The sequence below is a fragment of the Janthinobacterium sp. 17J80-10 genome, from assembly GCF_004114795.1.
Taxonomy (GTDB): domain Bacteria; phylum Pseudomonadota; class Gammaproteobacteria; order Burkholderiales; family Burkholderiaceae_D; genus Paucimonas.
In genome coordinates, this window is sequence record NZ_CP035311.1 from 2,306,668 (window position 1) to 2,327,350 (window position 20,683).

General features: G+C 62.4%; 1 protein-coding gene. It reads right to left on the bottom strand.

All coding sequences use genetic code 11. The annotated features are described in order from the left end of the window. Positions 1 to 19: 19 nt before the first annotated feature. Positions 20 to 20,551, bottom strand: coding sequence for a non-ribosomal peptide synthase/polyketide synthase (locus EKL02_RS10360; protein WP_128901973.1), 20,532 nt, complete (start codon positions 20,549 to 20,551; stop codon positions 20 to 22). Positions 20,552 to 20,683 lie beyond the last annotated feature (132 nt).

The following is a 20,683-nucleotide window of genomic DNA, read 5'->3' on the forward strand; positions in this document are numbered from 1 at the left end:
GTCATCGGATCTATGGATATTAGCGTGCGACCTTGCGTTCGCGCGAACGGTTTCGTCGCTGCATTGCAGCGCGCCTTTCCTGACCGGCGTTGCGCGCGGCATCTGCGCCGCCGCTTCCGCCAGGTTTGTCGCCGTCCTGCTCGCCCAGGAAGGCAGCGAGCTTTTCGACAGTGGTCGAATTGAACAGCTCCACCATCGGAAACTGCACGTTGAGCTGCAACTGGATTTCATGGTGGAGCTTGACGATCAAGAGCGAGTTTGCCCCGACATCGAAGAAGTTGTCGCGGATACCGATGGACTCGCTTGCGCCGAATACTTCGCTGGCAATGCGGGTCAGGGTTTGCTCCATTTCGTCGCGCGGCGCGACCTTTTCTGCGCGGGCCGGCGTGAAACTGGCCATGCTGCGGCGCAGTGCAATCACATCCACGGCACCGCTCGCATCCACCGGAAGCGCCTCCAGCTGGGTATAGCTGGACTCGAGCGCGAGGCCGAACTCGTCTTGCAGCGCGCTGGCCGCGGCCACTTCCCGCGCCAGGTCAGGTTCGCTGCCGCTGAAATAACACAGCAAGGGACGCTGGCGCAACCGGGGCGAAGCCAGACCCCGGCGGATATTCGGCCGGGTATCGTCGAGGCCGATCAGGACGTTGCGGCAGCCATGCCACAGGGCCGCGAGCAGCGAATTGAGGCCCTTGGCAAGCGGGATCGGCGTGAAGCCGAGCGCGCGCGACAGGCTTTCCGTTTCCTTGTACTGGCTGCCCATGCCCGTGTCATGCCAGAGGCTCCAGGCGATGCATACGCTGCGGACGTCGGCATTTTCCGCCACTGCCTCGACAAATGCTTCCTGGTAGCGGTTGGCAATGCTGTAGGCTGCCATCCCGCTGCCGCCGAACTGGCCGTTGACGGACGAGAAATTGACGAACAGCGCATTGCTGCGCTGGCCGCAGATGCGGTACAGCACCCGCGTGCCCAGCGTCTTGGCTCGCAAGGCGGCATGCAGGCTGTGGATGCTCTGGCTGGCCATTGCCTCTTCGTGCGCCAGGCCAGCCAGGTGAAATACCCCGGCAAGCTTTTGCTGCCACTGCCCCTCTGCCTGGTCCACGGCTTTTTCAAGTGCCGGATAGTCGCAGATGTCGGCGCCGGCATAGAGCACGCTGCCCAGTTTGCTCAACTCGTCGAGCATGTCCTGCTTGTCCGCCGGCAGCTCGGCCTGGGGCGTACGCCCGACCAGCAACAGGCGCGTGCCGAATTGCTTGAGCAGCATGCGCGCCAGGGCGTAGCCGATGCCGCCCAGACCGCCGGAAATCAGGTAAGCGCCGCCAGCGGTGACCGCCAGGCTATCCTTGCCAGCTTTGACACCCTTGCCCAGCGGTTCCCGACGCAGGCGCAATACATGGCGGCGGCCGTCGCGGTAAGCCACTTCCTCGTCCGGCTGCAGCGCCAAGGCTTCGCGCGACAATTGCGCTGCGTCGGCGGCAAGCCCGTTATTGCCAGTCGTTCCGGCGAAATCGACATGGCGGCAGCTCAGCCAGGCAAACTCCTTGCCCAGCGTCTTGAGCAAGGCCAGTACTGCCGCCTTGTCAGGATTCGGCGTATCCGACGGCAGGACATTCTGCGCCGCTTTGGCGGCCCAGACCCAGCGCATCGGCGCGACGGTCCCCTGTGCGGCAAATGCCTGGGCCAGATACCAGGCCGAGTAAAGGCCAATGGCGTCCGCCAGTGGCGCCCGGCTCAACAAGGCTTCCATGCCGCCACCGCTGTGATCGTAATCCCACAGGCTGATGATGCGTTCTATAACCACGCCACGACGGCCCAGTGCTGCAACCAGTTGCACATAGTGCTCCTGGATGCTCGGGTTGATGCGGAAGCTGTCGGCGTTATCCTGGAATGCCTGGCCGCACGTCACCGTAATGACCTGGCCAGGCAGATCCAGCAGATGTGCGCAACCGCTGCGGTCGGCAAACACCAGGGTGGCGCCGCTGACGTTCCTGGCTGCCGTAGTGCCAAGCTGCCTTTCCACCCACACTTTGCCGAAGAACCAGTCAGGCAAGGTATTTTCATTGCGTTCGGCAATGTCCAGCGCACGCAGGATGGAGTCGTGGTCGCCCCGGTTGAAGGCCTGGGCGAGTTGCGACAACTGGATCTTGCCAATTTCCGTCTTGGGTACTTGCTCTTTGTCCAACGGCACCAGGTACGATGGATTCACGCCGATTTTCTCCATTACCGTCTGGCGGATCTGGCGCATCAGTGCCGAGCGCGCCTCGCCCTTGAGTGCCGAATGGAAGAAAATGGCCAGCTGGTCGCTGTTGCCGCCATTGCGCCGCACCGCGCAGGCGCCGGTATAAGAAATCGTGACGCCGGCGACGGTTTCCACTGCCTCGGCAATTTCATGGCTGTAGAAATTGACGCCATTGATGATGATGATGTCTTTTTCGCGGCCGGTGATGGTCAGTTCGCCATCCTGGATGAATGCCAGGTCACCGGTCTTGAACCAGCCATCCGCAGTGAATGCATCACGGTTGATTTCGGCGCCGCCGAGGTAACCGCGGGTGACCGTCACGCCCGATACCTGCAGGCGTCCGGACTGGCCTTCCATCATCGGCTGGTCATCGGCATCGACGATGCGCATGTGCACGCCCGGGATGGGGCGCCCGACGGAAACAAAGACCGTGTCGTCACTGCCATAGGTCAGCCGCAGGCGCGTCGAATAGGTGACACCCGAGGAAATTTCCGACATGCCGTACACCGGTTTGACGCAGTCGTCGCCCAGGCCGCAACCCTGCAGCAGTTCAATGAAGGCTTGCGTGGTCTTGGGGACGACGGCTTCGGCGCCATTGAGCATGAATTTCAGGCAGCTCAGATCCAGCGATTGCTGCCTGACCTGTTCCTGGCGCTCGACGATCAGCGAGAAGGCAAAGTTGGGCGCCCAGGTGATGCTGATCCTGTGGCGATCGATCAGTTGCAGCCAGCGCAAGGGGTCAGCGAGGATATAGTCGGTGTCCGCCTGCACCTGGCTGGCACCGGTATGGATATCGCGGATGTGGAAATAAATGATGCCGCCGACGTGGTCGAGCGCCATCCAGTTCATCGACGGCATGCCGGCATTGAACCCGTTCATCTGCACGGAGCCCATGCTGCGGCCGATCAGGTTGGCATGCGACAACTGCACGCCCTTGGGCAAGCCGGTACTGCCGGACGTCAGCATGATCAGGGCGACATCGTCGCTGCTGCCGCGATAAAATTCGCGCGCAGGGTCTTGCGCATACATGGCGCCAATGCCATGCACCGCAAAGCCGTCCAGCGCTTCCAGCGTGCCGATATTGCGCACGCCATCGACGATTGCCTCGCCCGCCAGGACGATCGCCCTGTCCATCATTTTCCAGGCATGGCCGATCTTGATGGTCTGGGCATTGCTGGCGCGGTAGTTCTTGGCTGCGGCGATCGGCACGGGAATGAATCCGCCCAGCGCGCACGCCCAGAATGCAGCGATGAAATCCTCGTTCCTGTCGAACTGGAAAATCACCTTGTCGCCCGGGCAAATGCCGGTCGTGCGCAATCCGCTCAGGACGCATTGCGCACGGTGCAGCAATTCCGGATAGGTCATGACCGAAGTACTGCTGTCGGCATAGTAAAAATCGATGCCGTGGCCCGGATGCGCCATGGCCGTATGGATCAGCATGTCCGCCAACAGCGTCGGGCAGTGCGGCGTGTCGGCAATGGCTTCGCTGATGATCACCGCCGGCACCTGTGACACCGGGCGATTGTCGCTGCGCTTGGCCTTGCTGACCTGCTGAGCACCTGCTGTCGCCACACTGCGCGCTTCCCGAGGAAGCAGATCGGCCAGGTGGGAAACGCTTTGCGCTTCCTCGATAGCCTGTTCGAGCAAGATGGCTTGGCGAACTTTGACATTGTGCGAAATTTCACGCACCCAGGCCGCGCGCGTGTCGCGGTTATGCACTGCCAGCTTGCGCAACTGGCGCAGGTCGGCGGCGCCGTGACGCGTAAGCGGAATGCCGGGAACCTTCACGCAGGCAAACACCTCAACACCATTCAATCCGCTTGCCGCCAGGTGCGCCGTGCAGTCTTCAGCGGCCACTTCCGCCTGGTCACAGTCTAGATACGCAACAAGTTGCACACCGCGTCCAGGATGGTTTCTCGGCAATACATGGCAATCGTGAATGCCGGACATTTGGCGCAATGCGGCTTCGATGTCGCGCGGATAAACCGTTTTGCCATCGACCAGGGCAATGTCATCCGGCGCGCTCAACAACTCCAGTCCGTTTACCGTCAGACGCGCGGTAAAGCCTGAGGCCTCAAACGGTCCGTCTTGCATCAATTGCAAATGCAATCCGCCAATCGCGCCGCCTGGTACCGCGTGGCCGGCAGCATCCACCAAAATGCATGACACGCGTTCGCTGCCGGGAGCATTTTCGCCATACAGCGCCTGCAGCAACGGATACGACGCCCAGGTGATGTCGATCGCCTCCGGCGCTTTCGACGACAGCGGCAGCGCAGCCAGACGGCACTGCGGATCGGCAATGACCGCACGCAGCAGGTTCAGGTAGCTGTCGATGTAGCTGCGGATCGTCTGCGGCTTGAACAGGTCGGTATTGAATTCGAAGCTGGCGCTCATGCCAGCCTCGGTATTCAGCAATTCCAGCAGCAGGTCGAACTTGGCCGTCTTGTTTTCCAGCGCGAGCGTGCTGATCTCGACACCGGACATGTTGAATTTGCCCTCGGGCAGGTTTTGCAGCGCAAACGAGACCTGGAACAGCGGCGAACGCGATGGGTCGCGCTCCGGCAACACCAGGTCGACCACCTTTTCAAAAGGAATGTCCTGGTGCGAGTAAGCTTCCAGCGTCGTTTGGCGCACCTGCTGCAGCAAATCGGCAAATTGGGGATTGCCGTCGAGATCTGAACGCAACACCAGCGTATTGGCGAAGAAGCCGATGAGTGGCTCGATTTCGGCCCGTACACGGTTTGCGATCGGCGTGCCAATGCTGATGTCGGTGTCGCCGGAATAGCGCGACAGCATGACATTGAATGCCGCCAGCATGGTCATGAACAGCGTGGCACCGTGGCGACCGCTCATGTCTTCCAGCGCCGCAAGCAGGCCGGGCTCGATGGCAAACGCGATTCTGTCGCCATTGTAAGTCTGGTTTTTCGGCCGCTCGAAATCCAGCGGCAGCATGAGCGTTGCCTGGTCGCGCAGCTTTTCGCTCCAGTACCCGCCCTGCTGGGCCAGTACCGCCCCTTGCAGGTGCTCGATCTGCCAGGCCGAGAAATCCGCATACTGCACCGGCAAAGGCGGCAGCTGCGGCGCCTGCCCACTGACGAATGCCGCGTACAGCGCGCTGACCTCGCGGATCAGCACCGTGATCGACCAGCCGTCGGAGACGATATGATGCATGTTGATAAACAGGCGGTATTCATCACCGGAAAGCCGGTACAGCACGGCACGCAACAGCGCATCGGACTCCAGCCTGAAACTGGTGTTCAGCTGCTGTTCGACATGCGTGGCCAGATCGGCTTCCATCTCCTCCAAGTTGTCACCTTGCAGCTGCACCGTAGCCATCGACCACTCGAGGGTCGGATGGATTTTCTGCAGTCCGCGGCCATCCTGGGCAATGAAATTGGTGCGCAGCACTTCGTGGCGCGCGATCAGGGCTACAAACGCCTTTTCCAGTGCGGCCGCGTCGACGTTGCCGACCACTTTCAGCACGCTGGGCATGTGGTAGAAGTTGCTGTTTTCCTCGTAGCGGTCGAGGAACCACAGGCGCTGCTGCGCATACGACAGCGGCACGAAATCGCGCCGCTCGAGGATGCGGATCGGGCTGTCGATACGCGCTGTGCCTGCGGCAGCGACAATGCCGGCCAGGCCTTCGATGGTGGCGTGCTCAAAAAACTGCTGCAGCGAAAGCTCGATGCCGAACTCCGCGCGGATGCGCGAAACCACCTTGGTCGCCAGGAGCGAATGGCCGCCAAGTTCGAAGAAATTCTGATGGATGCCTATATCGCGCACGCCCAGAATATCGGCCCAGAGCAGTGCCAGTCGCTGTTCGACGGCATTGCGCGGCGCAACCAGGCGCTCGTCAGCGCCCTCATCGACCGCGAAAGTCTGCAACGCCAGGCGGTCGATCTTGCGGTTGGGCGTCAGCGGCATGGCGTCCAGGCGCACGAACAGCGACGGCACCATGTAGTTCGGCAAACGGTCGCCGACGGCCTTGCGCATGTCGCTTGCAGCGCGACCCTGCTCCTTGTCGGCCAGCGTATAAAAGCACACCAGGCGCGCAAGCCCTTGCTGGTCATCGCGGCTGTTGACCACGGCTTCCAGCATGCCAGGAATGGCGCGCAGGACGTCCTCGATTTCAGTCAGTTCGACGCGGAAGCCACGGATGCTGACCTGGAAATCCTCGCGGCCGATGAATTCGATCTCGCCATTGGGCAGGTAGCGCCCGAGATCACCGGTCTTGTACATGCGCGCACCGACCTCGTCGCGGAACGGGTCGGGAATGAAGCTCCTGGCAGTCGCCACGGGATCATCCACATAGCCGGTGGCGAGGCCGACGCCGGCGGTATGGATTTCCGCGATGACGCCGATCGGCACCTGCTTGAGATTGTCGTCGAGCAGGTACATGCGGGTATTCGGAAATGCCTTGCCGATCGTGAGTTTTTCGCCAACCTGGCGATACTCGTACAGGGTGGAACCGATCGATACCTCGGAATTGCCGTACATGTTCAAAAAGCGCACGCCGGCACGGGTCCATTTTTCGACCACCGCGTCGTTGCAGGGCTCGGCGGAAGAAATCACTGTCTTCAGGCTGGCGGGCATGCGTTCGACCGGCAGGGTCGACAGCATCGATACCGGCCAGGTGACGTGGGTAATCTGGCTTTCTTCAAGGAATTCGTAGAGAGGCTCGTCCGGCAGCGCCTGTTGCGCCGTGACGCTGTAGAGCGTGCCGCCTGGGACCCACGCCATGAAAGCCCCCCACAGCGCAATCGAGAAACTCAGCGAGGCGAATTGCAGCACCCGGCTATCCGCGGTATGCAAGCCGGCCCAGGCATGCGACACCGCCATATTGCGGAACGCCCGGTGGCCGACCAGGATACCCTTAGGCTTGCCGGTGGTGCCGGAGGTGAATAGGATATAAGCCGAATGACTGGCGCCAATGCGCGGCGGGTTGACAATTGGCTGCGACTGGATCGCCTCCCAGTCGGTATCGAGGCAAATCACCTCGGCATCGGTGCCGGCAAACAGCGGCGCCACCGACGACAGTGTCAGGATGATCTTCGGCTTCGCCACATCCAGCATGCGCTCGATGCGGTCTTTCGGGTAATTGACGTCCAGCGGCACATAAGTACCGTGCGACTTGAACACGGCCAGGCAGCCGATGCCGGCCCAGGTGGAGCGCTCAACGCTGACGCCGACCCGCACTTCCGGCCCGACACCCCGGCTTTGCAGGAAGTGCGCCAGGCGGTTGGCCCTGGCATTCAGTTCGGCGTAGCTGAAACGTTCTTCGCCGCAGACATACGCCAGCTTGTTCGGCGTGCGCTCGACTGCGCGCTCGAACAGGTGGTGCACGCATTCATCCTGCGGATAGGCGATGGCATTGTCATTCCAGCGCCGGACCTGTTCCATTTCCTCGGCAGTGACCACCGCGAGCTGCTCGATGGGCGCGGTCGTGTCTGCCAGTGCAGCTTCCAGCACATTCTGGTAATGGCGCGCAATGCGGGCAATCGTCTGTTCGTTGAAGATGTCGGTGGCATACTCGATCACGCCGCGGATGCCGCCGGCATCCTCGACCAGCGAGAAATTGAGGTCGAGCTTGGCGCTTTCGGTGGGCATGTTCAGCAATTCGCTGCGCAATCCGGCAAACGATCCCGTCTGCGCCATTTGCTGGTTATGCAGGCGGAACATGACCTGGAACACCGGCGGCACGCCCAGGCTGCGCTCGGGCTGCACCGCTTCCACGATGCCGTCGAAGGGCACGCTGCCATTGCTGAAAGCATCCAGCGCTTCCGCGCCGACACTGTCGACCAGCTGTTCAAAGTTGCGTTTCGGGTCGATCCGGCAGCGGATCACCAGCGTATTGGCGAAGCAGCCGATCAGTCCTTCCAGTTCCTTTTGCGGCCGGTTGGCCACTGCGGTTCCCACCGGTACGTCATCGGTGCGGCCATAGCGCGACAAAAGGATCGCCAGGCCAGACAGCAGCAGATTGTACAGAGTGGTATTGTGCTGGCGCGCATACTGGTTCAGGCGTGCCGTCAGGGCGAATGGCAGGGAAATCGGCAATTCGCGGCCGCGATAGCTCTGCACCGGCGGCCTCGGGTAATCCAGCGGCAGATTGAGCAAGGGCGACAGGCCAGCCAGCTTGGCTTTCCAGAATGCCGTCTGGCGCTCATAGACCGCGCCGACCACGTTCTGGTGCTGCCATTGGGAATAATCGCCATATTGCAGGGCCAGCGGCGGCAGCGGAGAAGCGGCGCCGCTGCTGAATGCGCTGTACAGGGCAAGCAGTTCGCTCACCAGGATGTTGAGGGACCATCCGTCCGCCACCACGTGGTGCAGTACCAGGGTCACGACACAGGTGCCATCGTCCACCTGCAGCAGGCGCGCGCGCAGCGGCAGTTCCCGCGTCAGGTCGAAGACATGGGTCAGGTCCGTGCGTACCGCCTGTTCCACTTCGCCGGCCGCGAGTGCCAGCATAGGCAGGCTGAAGGCCGGATTGGCAACGATTGCCTGGGCCGGTTCGCCATCGGTAACCGGGAACAGCGTGCGCAGCGATTCATGGCGCTGCACCAGCGCCTGCAGGCTTTGCTCCAGTGCCTTGACATCCACTTTCCCATGTAAGCGCATGGCGAACGGGATATTGTAGGTATGGCTTCCCCCTTCCAGCTGATGCAGGAACCAGTACGGCTTTTGGTCCAGGGACAGCGGGATCGGCCCGCTGGCCTCGCGCCGGCCGATCGGCGGCAAGGCGCTTCCGGCATCGCCTTCCAGGCCTGCAAGGAATGCTGCCAGAGATTCAATGGTGTTATGGCTGAACAAGTCCTTGATGGTCAGCGGCAGGCCAAGGCTGTCCCGTACACGCGCCACGACTTGCACCGCCAGCAGGGAATGTCCGCCCACCTCGAAGAAATTGCTTCCGACGCCGACGTCGGTCAGCCCGAGCACCTCGCCCCAGATGGTCGCTAGCGTACGTTCCAGCGCGTTGCGCGGCGCGACGTAATGGTCGCCCTGGCTACCATCCGTGGTCGGGCGCGGCAGTCCCAGCCGGTCGATCTTGCGGTTGGGCGTGAGCGGCATGGCGTCGAGACGCACGAACAGCGACGGCACCATGTAGCTGGGAAGCTTGCGGGCTACCAGCGCGCGCAATGCCGCCGGGTCCGCTGCCTGTATCACCTGGCCATCGCCTTTTTCAACGTAAAAACACACCAGGCGCGCGACCTGGTTGGCGTCAGGCTGGCTGACGACGACAACCTCTGCAATCCCTTCGGACTCGCGCAGAACGCTTTCGATCTCGGTCAGTTCGACACGGAAACCACGGATGCTGACCTGGAAGTCTTCACGGCCGATGAATTCGATCTCGCCATTAGGCAGGTAGCGTCCGAGGTCGCCGGTCTTGTACAGGCGCCCGCCTTCCCGAGTAAACGGGTCGGCAATGAAGCTCTTGTCCGTCGCCTCCGGGTTATCCCAGTAACAGGTTGCCAGTCCCGCGCCGGCGGTATGGATTTCGGCGATGACGCCGACCGGCACCTGGCGCAGATGCCGGTCCAGCAGGTACATGCGCGTATTCGGGAATGCCACACCGATCGTCAGCTTCTGGCCGACCCGGTGGTATTCGTACAGGGTCGAACCCAGCGATACTTCGGAATTGCCGTACATGTTCAAAAAGCGCACGCCGCGCGCAGTCCAGCGCGCCACCACGGCATCATGGCAAGGCTCGGCCGACGAGATGATGGTCTGCAGGCTGGCCGGCATGCGTTCGACCGGCAGGGTCGACAGCAGCGACACGGGCCAGGTGGCATGCGTTACCTGCTCCCGCTGGAGCAATTCGTACAGCGCCTCGCCCGGCAGATCTTCGTCACCCGCGGCGGCAACCAGGGTCGCGCCCGGCACCCAGGCCATGAAGCTGTCCCACATCGAGATCGAGAAGCTCAGGGAGGCAAACTGGAGGACGCGGCTTGTGGCGCCATGCAGCCTGGCCCAGCGGTGCGACTCCGCCATGTTGCGGAAGGCCCTGTGCCCGACGAGGATCGCCTTCGGCCGGCCGGTCGTTCCGGAAGTAAACAGGATATAGGCGGAATGGTCTGCGCTGATCGCCGGCGGATTATGTGCCGGCTGGGTCGCCAGTTCGTCACCGATCCGGTCGACCAGGATGAGTTGCGCCGCATTGCCTTCAAACAGCCCGGCAATTTCGGGAACGCTGAGGATGAAGCCCGGCTTGACGACATCGAGCATGATGTCGATGCGTTCTTTCGGATACTTCGGGTCCAGCGGCACATAGGTGCCGCCAGACTTGAATACCGCCAGCATGCAGATGCCTGCCCAGGCGCTGCGACCGACGCTGACGCCGACCTTGACCTCGGGGCCGACACCGCGGCTTTGCAGATAGTGTGCCAGGCGGTTGGCTTGCGCATTCAGTTGCGCATAGGACAACCGGACATCGCCGCAGACATACGCCAGTTGTTCAGGTACGCGCGCTGCACTAGCCTCGAACAGCTGGTACATGCACTCGTTTTGCGGATAATCCGCTTGCGTGTCGTTCCACTGCTCGACCTGGGCGAATTCTTCGCGCGAGAGCAGGTTCAGGCTCTCGATGGCGGCGTTGGCATCCACCATGGCGGATTCCAGCAGCAACTGGTAATGACGGGCAATCCGCCGGACTGTTTTTTCGGAAAACAGGTCGGTAGCATACTCGATGACGCCTTCCAGACCGGTTTCGGTTTCGACCAGCGAGAAATTGAGGTCGAGCTTGGCGCTGTCGCTGCCGATGCGGATGCGTTCGAGGCCCATGCCGGCAAATTCAATGCCATGGCCGGCGCGCTGGTTATGCAGGCGGAACATCACCTGGAAAATCGGCGGCACCCCAAGGCTGCGCTCCGGCTGGACGGCATCGACGACGACGTCAAACGGCACGCCGGCATGTTCGTAAGCATCGAAGACGACCGTATTGACGCGCTTGACGAGGTCAGTGAAGCTCAGCTGCTGTTCGACGCGGTTGCGGATCACCAGCGTATTGGCGAAGCAGCCGATCAGGGATTCGAGGTCGGTCTGCGAGCGGTTGGCAATGGCTGTGCCGACGGCGATGTCCTCGCTGCGGCTGTAGCGCGACAGCAGTACATTCAAGCCGGCCATCAGCGTGTTGAACAGCGTCGTCTTGTTCTTGCGCGCGAACTCGTTGAGCGCGCGGGTCAGTTCGAACGGCAGCGCAAAGCCCAGTTCGCGGCCGCGGTAGCTTTGCACCGGCGGGCGTGGATAATCGGTCGGCAAGTCGAGCATCGGCGGCACGCCCTTGAGCGTGTCGCGCCAGTAGGCGACCTGGCGGTCGTAATGGGCGCCTGCGAGCTGTTCCTTCTGCCACAGCGCATAATCGCCGAACTGTACCGGCAGGGGCGCCAGCGGATTCTCGCGGCCAGCCACCAGCGCATTATAGATCTGCGCCAGATCGCGGATCAGGATATCCAGCGACCAGCCATCGGCCATCGTATGATGCAGCAGGATGGTCAGGACATGGTCATCGTCATGGAGCTTGTGCAGGACGGCGCGCAACGGGATTTCCCGGCGCAGGTCCAGCACATGGCGTGCATCCAGCTCGATTTGCTTGTCGAGCACTTCCCTGTAGCGGCTTTCCTTGCGCTCGTCTTGTATGAGGTGGAAGTCCACCTGTGGCAATACCTTTTGCGAGGGCTGGCCATTCTCGACGACGAGCACGGTGCGCAGGCTTTCGTGGCGCTCGATCAAAAGGCCGAAGCTGCGTTCCAGCGCCGCGATATCGAGGCGGCCGTTCAAGCGGATGGCCGCCGGGATGTTGTAGGTCGCGCTGCCGCCTTCCAGTTCATACAGGAACCAGTACGACTGCTGCTCCAGCGACAATGGCAATACCTCGCCGCCGCTGCGTGGCGCCACCAGCGGTAAGCCCTGCACACTGTCGGGATTGGCGGCCGATGCCTGCACACGGCGGGCCAGCGACGCAATGTTGGTATAGACAAACAGGTCGGCCACCTTCATCTGCACCCCGAAGGTTTCCTTGATGCGCGATATCGCCTGGATTGCCAGCAGCGAATTGCCGCCAAGGTCGAAGAAATTGTGATGCACGCCGACCTCTTCCAGGCCCAGCAGTGCGCACCAGATCGCGGCAATCCCCTCTTCCGTCGGGTTGCGCGGCGCGACATACTCGACCTTGACCAGGCTTGCCGCGTCTGGCGCAGGCAAACGCTTGCGGTCGACCTTGCCGTTGGGCGTCATGGGGAAGCATTCCAGCTGCACGAAGGCCGAAGGAATCAGGTATCCCGGCATCGATGCGCCGAGGCTGGCGCGCAGCGATTCCGTGCTGACCGCCGCATCGCTGGCGACAATATAGGCTACCAGGCGCGCCTGCCCTTCATGGTCCTTCAGTGCCAGCACGGCGCAATCGGCGATGCCCGGCTGCCGCTGCAAGGCGGCTTCGACTTCGCCGAGTTCGATGCGGAAACCCCGAATTTTCACCTGGTTATCCAGGCGACCGATGAATTCCAGGTTGCCATCGGCAAGTCGCCGCACCAGGTCACCCGTCGCGTACAGCTTGCCCTGGCCAAATGGATTTGCAAGGAACTTTTCGCGATTCAGTTCTTCCCTGCCGAGATAGCCACGACCGACGCCGCGGCCGCCGACATGCAATTGCCCTGCTACGCCCAGGGGCACCGGCTGCAGCAAGTCATCCAGCACATGCAACTGCACTCCGCGCATGGGGCGGCCCATGTGCACGACCTCGGACTGTGGCGACAGTTTCGCCATGCTCGAGCAGACGGATGCTTCCGACGGACCATAGGCATTGTAGAAATTGCGTTCCTGCGCCCATTCCCGCACCAGTCCAAGCGGGCAATGCTCGCCGGCGACCGTGAGATGCGCCACAGACGCCCATTTCTCGCGTTCCAGCACCGGCAGCAACGCCGGTGGCAGCGTCGCGTGCGTGATGCCATGGCGCGCGACATAATCCGACAGGTCCTGGCCGGACTGCGTCATTTCGCGCGGAATGATATGCAGGCATGCGCCCGCGCCAAGCGCCATGAAGATTTCCGAGGTGGCGGCATCGAAGGCAATCGAAGCGAACTGGATCAGCCGGCTGGACGCGTCAACGTGGAAGTACTCGATCTGCGCCTGGGCCAGGTTCGACAAGCCCTGGTGCATCAGCAGCGAGGCTTTCGGGTTGCCGGTTGAGCCGGACGTGTAGATCACATAGGCCAGCGACAGCGGCGTGAGGCCCATTGCGACGGCATCGATGTTGCCATCTTCCGAGGCGGCATTTTGGGTAGGGTCATCTGCCAGCACGATGCGCTGGGACGACAGCGGCAAGGTGTCGCATAGCGCTCTTTGCGTCACCACCAGGTCGACGCCGGAGTCTTCCAGCATGTAGCGCAGGCGCTCGGCCGGATAGGCAGGATCAAAAGGCACGTAGGCGCCGCCCGCCTTCAGGATCGCCAGGAGCGCAATCACCATGTCAGGCGAGCGCTCGGCGCACAGTCCAATCAGCGTATCGGGTGTGACGCCCTGCCTGACGAGCCTGTGCGCCAGGCGGTTGGCGCGCTGGTTCAGCTCGGCATAGCTGAGCGCCTGGTCCTCGTAGCGCAGCGCAATCGCATCCGGTGTGCGCGCGGTTTGCGCCTCGAACAGCAGGTGGCTGCAGACGGCTGGGAAGGCATCGTCCGCATAAGCGTTGGCGAGTTCGAGAAGGTTACGCGCGGCGTCATCCGGAACCAGCGGCAGGCGCTTGATGCGCTGCTGCGGTGCGGCGACGATGGCATCCAGCAGTGTCGAAAAGCTTTCCGCCAGGCGCTGCACGGTCGCCGGCTCGAACAGATCGGTCGCATATTCCCAGGAAAGTTTCAAGCCTTTCGGGGACTCGACTGCATTCAGTGTCAGGTCAAACTTGGTCGCACCGGCGGTTTCGCGGATGGCGGAAGTCTGCAGCCCCGACAATTGCAGGCGGCTTTCGCCGCCGCTCTGGAATACCAGCATGACCTGGAACAGCGGGTTGAAGCTCTGGCTGCGCTCGACTTGCAATTCATTGACCAGCATCTCGAATGGCAGGTCCTGATGTTCGTAGCCGTCCGCCAGTGTGGCCCTGCCCTGCTGCAGCAAGCCGGCGAAATCCGGGTTCTCGGAAAAATCGGTTCGCAGCACCAGGGTATTGACGAACAAGCCCACCAGAGGTTCGAGCTCCACCAGCTCGCGGTTGGCAACCGGCGTGCCGATGACGATATCGGACTCGCCGCTGTAGCGATGCAGCAGGCTTGCAAATGCCGCATGCAGGACCATGAACAGGGTCGCGCCCTGCTCATTGGCCAGGCGCTGCAGTCCTGCGACGACGCCGGCCGGAATCACCTGGGCCAGCGCCGCGCCGCGGTAGCTCGGGGTTGCCGGGCGTGCATGGTCCAGCGGCAGGTTGTGCACGACCGGCAACTGGGCCAACTGGCCACGCCAGTAGGAAAGCAGCGAGGCCAGGCGCGTGCCGGACAGGGTTTGCCGCTGCCAGGCGGCGTAATCGGCATACTGGCATGCGAGTTCCGGCAAAGCCGCCTTGCGCCCTTCGACAAAGGCGCCGTACAGCTCGGACAATTCGCGCACCAGGACGCCAGTCGACCAGCCGTCGCTGGCGATGTGATGCATGGTCACCAGCAGCGTATGCCGGTCTTCGGCAAGACCTACCAGCGTCCCCCGCAGCATCAAGTCCTGCGACAGGTCGAATGGGCGCATGGCTTCTTCGCGGCTGCAGGCTTGCAGCGCAAGCGCCTGGTCGGCGCTGTGCAAGGACGACAAGTCGAGACGGCCCAGTGCGAAATCTACCGCATCGCGAATTCCCTGGACCGGCAGGCCATCCTCGCTGCGATACACGGTACGCAGAATTTCATGGCGGGCAATGAAGGCATCGAAGGCACGCTCCAGCGCTTGTATATCGGGCCTGCCATCCAGGTCGATTGCGGCAGGCATGTTGTATTGCGCCGAATTGCCGTCAAGCTGGTTGACCACCCACATGCGCTGCTGGGCATGAGACAGGGCCAGGACGCCATCGCGCGAAACGCGGGCAATGCCAGGCTGCTCGAAACCTGCAGAAAATTCGATCAGGGCGGCAAGCGCGTGCAATTCCTGCGCCTCGAACACATTCCTGATCGCAAAGGCGATTTTCCAGCGTTCGCGGATCTGCGCCACCATGCGGGCGGCCAGGAGGGAATGGCCGCCAATATGGAAGAAATTCGACTTGCCGTGGATTTCCGCGCCATCCAGCAGTGCGCTCCAGATCTGCGCCAGCGCCTTTTCGGTGGACGTGGCGAGGGCCCGGTACTCCGTATAGTTCGGCTTGAGCGGCTCCGGCAGCGCCTTGCGGTCGACCTTGCCGCTGCTATTCTTGGGCAATTCTGGCAAGCTGACAAAGACCGACGGCACCATATATTCCGGCAAGGCCTGCGCCAGCCGTGCGCGCAAATCGTCGTGCGACAGCTGCGCATCATCTGCGACTACATACGCCACCAGGCGCTGCAGGCCGTCGCTGCCTTTGACCGCTACCGCGCTATCGACCACCCCGGCCTGGCGGGCAAGAATTTCCTCGACTTCGCCGAGTTCGATGCGGAAGCCGCGGATCTTGATCTGTTCGTCGATCCGGGCGATGAATTCCAGCTGGCCACCCGGCAGATAGCGCACCAGGTCGCCTGTCTTGTACAGCGTCGGACTGTCGTAGGTATTGAATGGATTGTGGATGAAGCGCTCGGCGCTCAGTTGCGGCTGATGCAGGTAGCCCGGGCTCAGGCCCGTGCCGGAAATGTATAGCTCGCCCGCCACACCCACGGGGACCGGCTGGAGATGCGCGTCCACTACGTAGAATTGCAGGTTGCTGACCGGCCGGCCGATCGGCACGTACCCTTGGGCCTGCGCAGGCAGGTTATCCATGTCGAACCAGCTGGCATTGATGCTGCATTCGGTGGGGCCGTACAGGTTGACGACCTTGCCGGCCAGGTGCAGCGCTTGCCGGGCAAGCTCGACCGGCAGCGCCTCGCCGCCAAGGAATATGCGCCGCAAGGATGCCACCTTGCCGATCGCCGGCGACGCCAGCATGGCGCGCAGCAGCGCCGGCACCAGCTGCAGCTGGGTGATGCGCTCGGCGATGATGGTCTCCACCAGGTAATCCACATCCTGATGAGCATCGGGCGCCGCCAGCACCAGTTGCGCACCGCTCACCAGGGGCGCCCAGATTTCCCATACCGAGGCGTCGAAACTGAACGGCGTCTTTTGCAGCATGCGGTCGTCTGCCTGCAGCGGGAACTGGTTCAATACCCAGCCCATCTGGTTGCAGATTGCGGCATGGGTAATGGGCACGCCCTTCGGCCGCCCTGTAGAGCCCGAGGTATAAATGACGTACGCCAGGTCGTCGCAATCGACGTCCACCTGCGGGTCGTCAGTTGGCCAGGCGTCGAGCGATTGTGGATCTGCAGGATCCAGTAAAACCGTGGCTACGTCGTGGCCGGCAAAGATGTCCACCAGTTGCGGCCGTGTCAACAAGACCCGGGCTTGCGACTGCTGAAGCATGTATTGCAGGCGCTCGCGCGGATAGCCGGGATCGAGCGGAACATAAGCACCGCCAGCCTTGAGAATGGCCAGCATGCCGACCACCATGTCCAGCGAGCGTTCCACGCACAGGCCGACGAGCGTGCCGGCGCCGACACCGCCTGCCGCCAGGCAGTGGGCGAGGCGGTTGGCGCGGCTGTCCAGTTCCGCATAGCTCAGGCTGACGGCGTCCGCGCGCACGGCTGGCGCATCCGGCGTCAGCGCCAGCTGACGCGCAAACAGGTGATGCAGGCGTTCCGGCTGGCGGAAAGTCTTGGCCGTGTCATTCCACAGCTCCAGCAAGGTGTGCCGCTCATCTGCGTCCAGCAGCGACAGTTCCCCCAGGCGCGCGGCCGGTGATTTGACGATTGCATCGAGAAGCCGCCTGAAATGCGCCGACAGGCGCAAGACCGTGGCGGCATCAAACAGCTCGCTGCGGTATTCGAAATGGCCGGCCAGGCCCTCGGGGCCTTCCTGCAGCTCAAGCGTCAGGTCGAACTTGGCAGTGTTCGTCGGCACCGGCAGCTTTTGCACGTCCAGGCCCGGCAGCGTCAGGCCGCCGTGCGCGCCGTCCTGCAGCACGAACATGACCTGAAACAGCGGCGAGGTGGCGAGATCGCGTTCAGGCTGCACCACATCGACCACTTTCTCGAACGGCAAATCCTGGTGTGCGTAAGCGTCGACCGTAGTCTTGCGCACCTGGCGCAACAGCGTGTCAAAGCCCGGATTGCCGGCAAAGTTGGTGCGCAATGCCAGGGTATTGACGAAAAAACCGATCAGGTCGCGGGTTTCAGGCAAACCCCGGTTGGCGATTGGGCTGCCGATGCAAAAATCGTCCTGGCCGCCATGCTTGTGCAACAGCACGCCGAACGCCGCCAGCAGGGTCATGTAGAGCGTGACGCCATGCTCCCTGGCGACCGCCTTCAATTGCGCGGTCAGCTCGCCATTCAGTTGCAGGCTGACGGTATTGCCTGCATGACCCGGGCGCGCCGGACGCGCGCGGTCGGTGGGCAGGCTCAGGGGCGCTACGCCCTGCAACTGCTGCTGCCAGTACTTTTCCTGGCGCACCAGTTCGTCCCCCGCCAGATAATCCCGTTGCCAGACTGCGTAATCGGCATACTGCACCGGCAATGGCGGCAGCGGCGAAGCTTTGCCAAGCAGATAAGCATCGTACAGCGCGGAAAGCTCCCGCATGAGCACCGCCACCGACCAGCCGTCGGAGACGATATGGTGCATGCAGACCGCCAATGCATGGGATCCGTCACGCTGCCGGTAGACCGTGGCGCGGAACAGGATATCCTGCGACAGGTCGAACACGTAGTCCAGTTCCCGGCACAGCGCGTCATCGAACTCGGCCTGGCTGCGGTCGCTCAGATCGACCACGGACAGCTTCCAGTCCACCGCCTCGGCGATCATCTGGTGCGGTTCGCCATCCTGCAGGACAAAGCGCGTACGCAATGCCTCATGGCGGCGGAATATTTCCTGGAAAGCGCGGTCCAGCGCGCGGATATCCAGCGTGCCGCGCATGCCCAGCACGCCGGCGATGTTATAGAGGGAGCTTGCCTCGTACTGCATGAGGAACCACATGCGCTGCTGCGCATAGGACATGGGCAGCGCGGTCCTGCTGCCGTTCAGCGGCAGGATGCGCGCGCGCGCGCCGGCCGGATCGGCCAGTGCGCCATTCAGGAATCCTGCCAGGGCTTGCACGGTTTCATGCTCGAACAGGTGCTGCACCTGCAGCGCCACATCGGTATCGTCAGCCACGCGCGCCGCAATCCTGGTCAGCGCCAGCGAATCGAAGCCATAGCCGATGACCGGCACATCGCGCCTGATCGACCCTGCCTGCAGGCCGCCAAATGCCTCGAACAGCGCGGCGACATAGTGTTCCAGCATCGCCTGCCGGCCGCGGTCCGGCAGCGCTTCCCAGGATGCGCGATCAAAGCCTGGCAAGTCGTCGCCAGCCGTCGACGACAGCTTGTCAACGCGGGCCAGCGCCTCAATTTCGCCGGCCAGGAACAGCTTTTTGGTGGTCTGGCGCTGCACCTTGCCGCTGGAGGTTTTGGGCAGCTGACCCGGCTTGATAAAGACGATGCTGCGCACCTGGAGTTCGTGCTGAAGCACCACTGCCTGCTGGATGGCGCGTGCCAGCGCATCCGGGTCCATGCGGCGCAAATGGGTGCGGCGCACTTCGAGCACCACCACCAGCTGCTCCTCGCCGTCTTCCTCGATCGTAAATACCGCTGCGCCGTTCGGCATGAAAGCTTCATGCGACTCGAATGCCGTCAGTTCGATATCCTGCGGATAATGGTTCATGCCGCGGATGATCACGACATCCTTCAAGCGCCCGGCGATGAAAAGTTCGCCGCCATGGACGAAGCCGAGGTCACCGGTACGCAGGTAGGGCCCTTCGCCGGTATCGGCAAGGCGAGCGCCGAATGTGGCGATGGTCGCTTCCGGCTTTTGCCAATACCCCTTGGCATTGCTGTCGCCATAAGCCCAGATTTCCCCGACCTCGCCATCGGCGCAGCGCTGCAGTGTTTGCGGATTGACAATCAGGATGCCTTGTTCGCAGCGCGCATAGCCGCAGCTGACAAGTTCATGCACTTTATCAGCCGCAGGCGCCCCGGAGGCTGCAGGGACGATCGGCACGACGCGGCTTTGCTGCAGTCCGGTCTCGTCGAACAAGACGGTTTTCGTTCCCTTGCCGGCATCGCCGCCTGTCACCAGAAGCGTGGTTTCGGCCATGCCATAGCAGGCGTAATGCGCCGCGGGATCGAAGCCGCATGCGGCAAATCTGGCGCTGAATGCGCGCTGCGATTCGGGGCGGATCGGTTCGGCGCCGGTAAACGCCAGGGTCCATGCGCTCAAGTCCAGCTGCGCCAGTTCCTCGTCGCTGACGCTTGAAACGCACAGGTCATAGGCGAAATTGGGCCCGCCGCTGGTCGTGGCGCGATAGGTCGAGATCGCTTCCAGCCAGCGCAGCGGCCGCTGCAGGAAGGACGCCGGCGCCATCAGGGTGGCTGGTATGCCGCCATAGATCGGCTGCAGCACGTTGCCGATCAGGCCCATGTCGTGAAACAGCGGCAGCCAGCCGACCACCACGGTATCGGGACTGTGGACCATCGCGGTATGGATGCTGCGCGAGTTGGCGATCAGGTTGCCATGGCTGACCATGACCCCTTTGGGGTCGCCGGTCGAGCCGGAGGTGTATTGCAGAAACGCGATGTCGTCCGGCCCGACGTGGGGCAGCGTCATGGTCTCTGCCCCGGCGTCTGCACCGGCGTCGGCAATGTCGCCACAGGCGGCGTCCGTGATCAGCCAGGCAAGCGAACCCAGCTCATCCACTTCGGCGAACAGGGGTTCGGCAATCGAGCGCGTCTGCGCATCGGCCAGCACTACCTGCGCTGCGCAATTCTGTACCAGGGATTTCAGGCGCCCAAGCTTCTGATTGCGCTTGGGCGGATAACCAGGGACGGCAATGACCCCGGCATAAAGGCAGCCAAAATAGGCCTCGATGAATTCGATTCCCGAGGGGTAGAGCATGAGCGCCCGGTCGCCGGGCTGGCACAAGCGCAGCAGCCGCGAGGCGATTCGGCGTGCACTGGCGTCCAGCTTGCCATAAGTAATCGTGGTCGCCTGAACCCCGGATGCCGGATACGAAAGAAAACGGAATGCCACGGCGTCACGGTCTACGCTTGCCCGGCAGGACAACAACTCGACAAACGTCTGGATCGTATCTTGGGCTACCGCGGGCATAGTATTCCTCTCGTGATCATTACAGGCACTACTCTTGGCAAAACATTATTTTTATGCTGCGGTGCGGCATAACACATTTGCAGCGATATTAAATTGCGGCAACGCACCATTAATAAGATTTTAGCAAGTTTT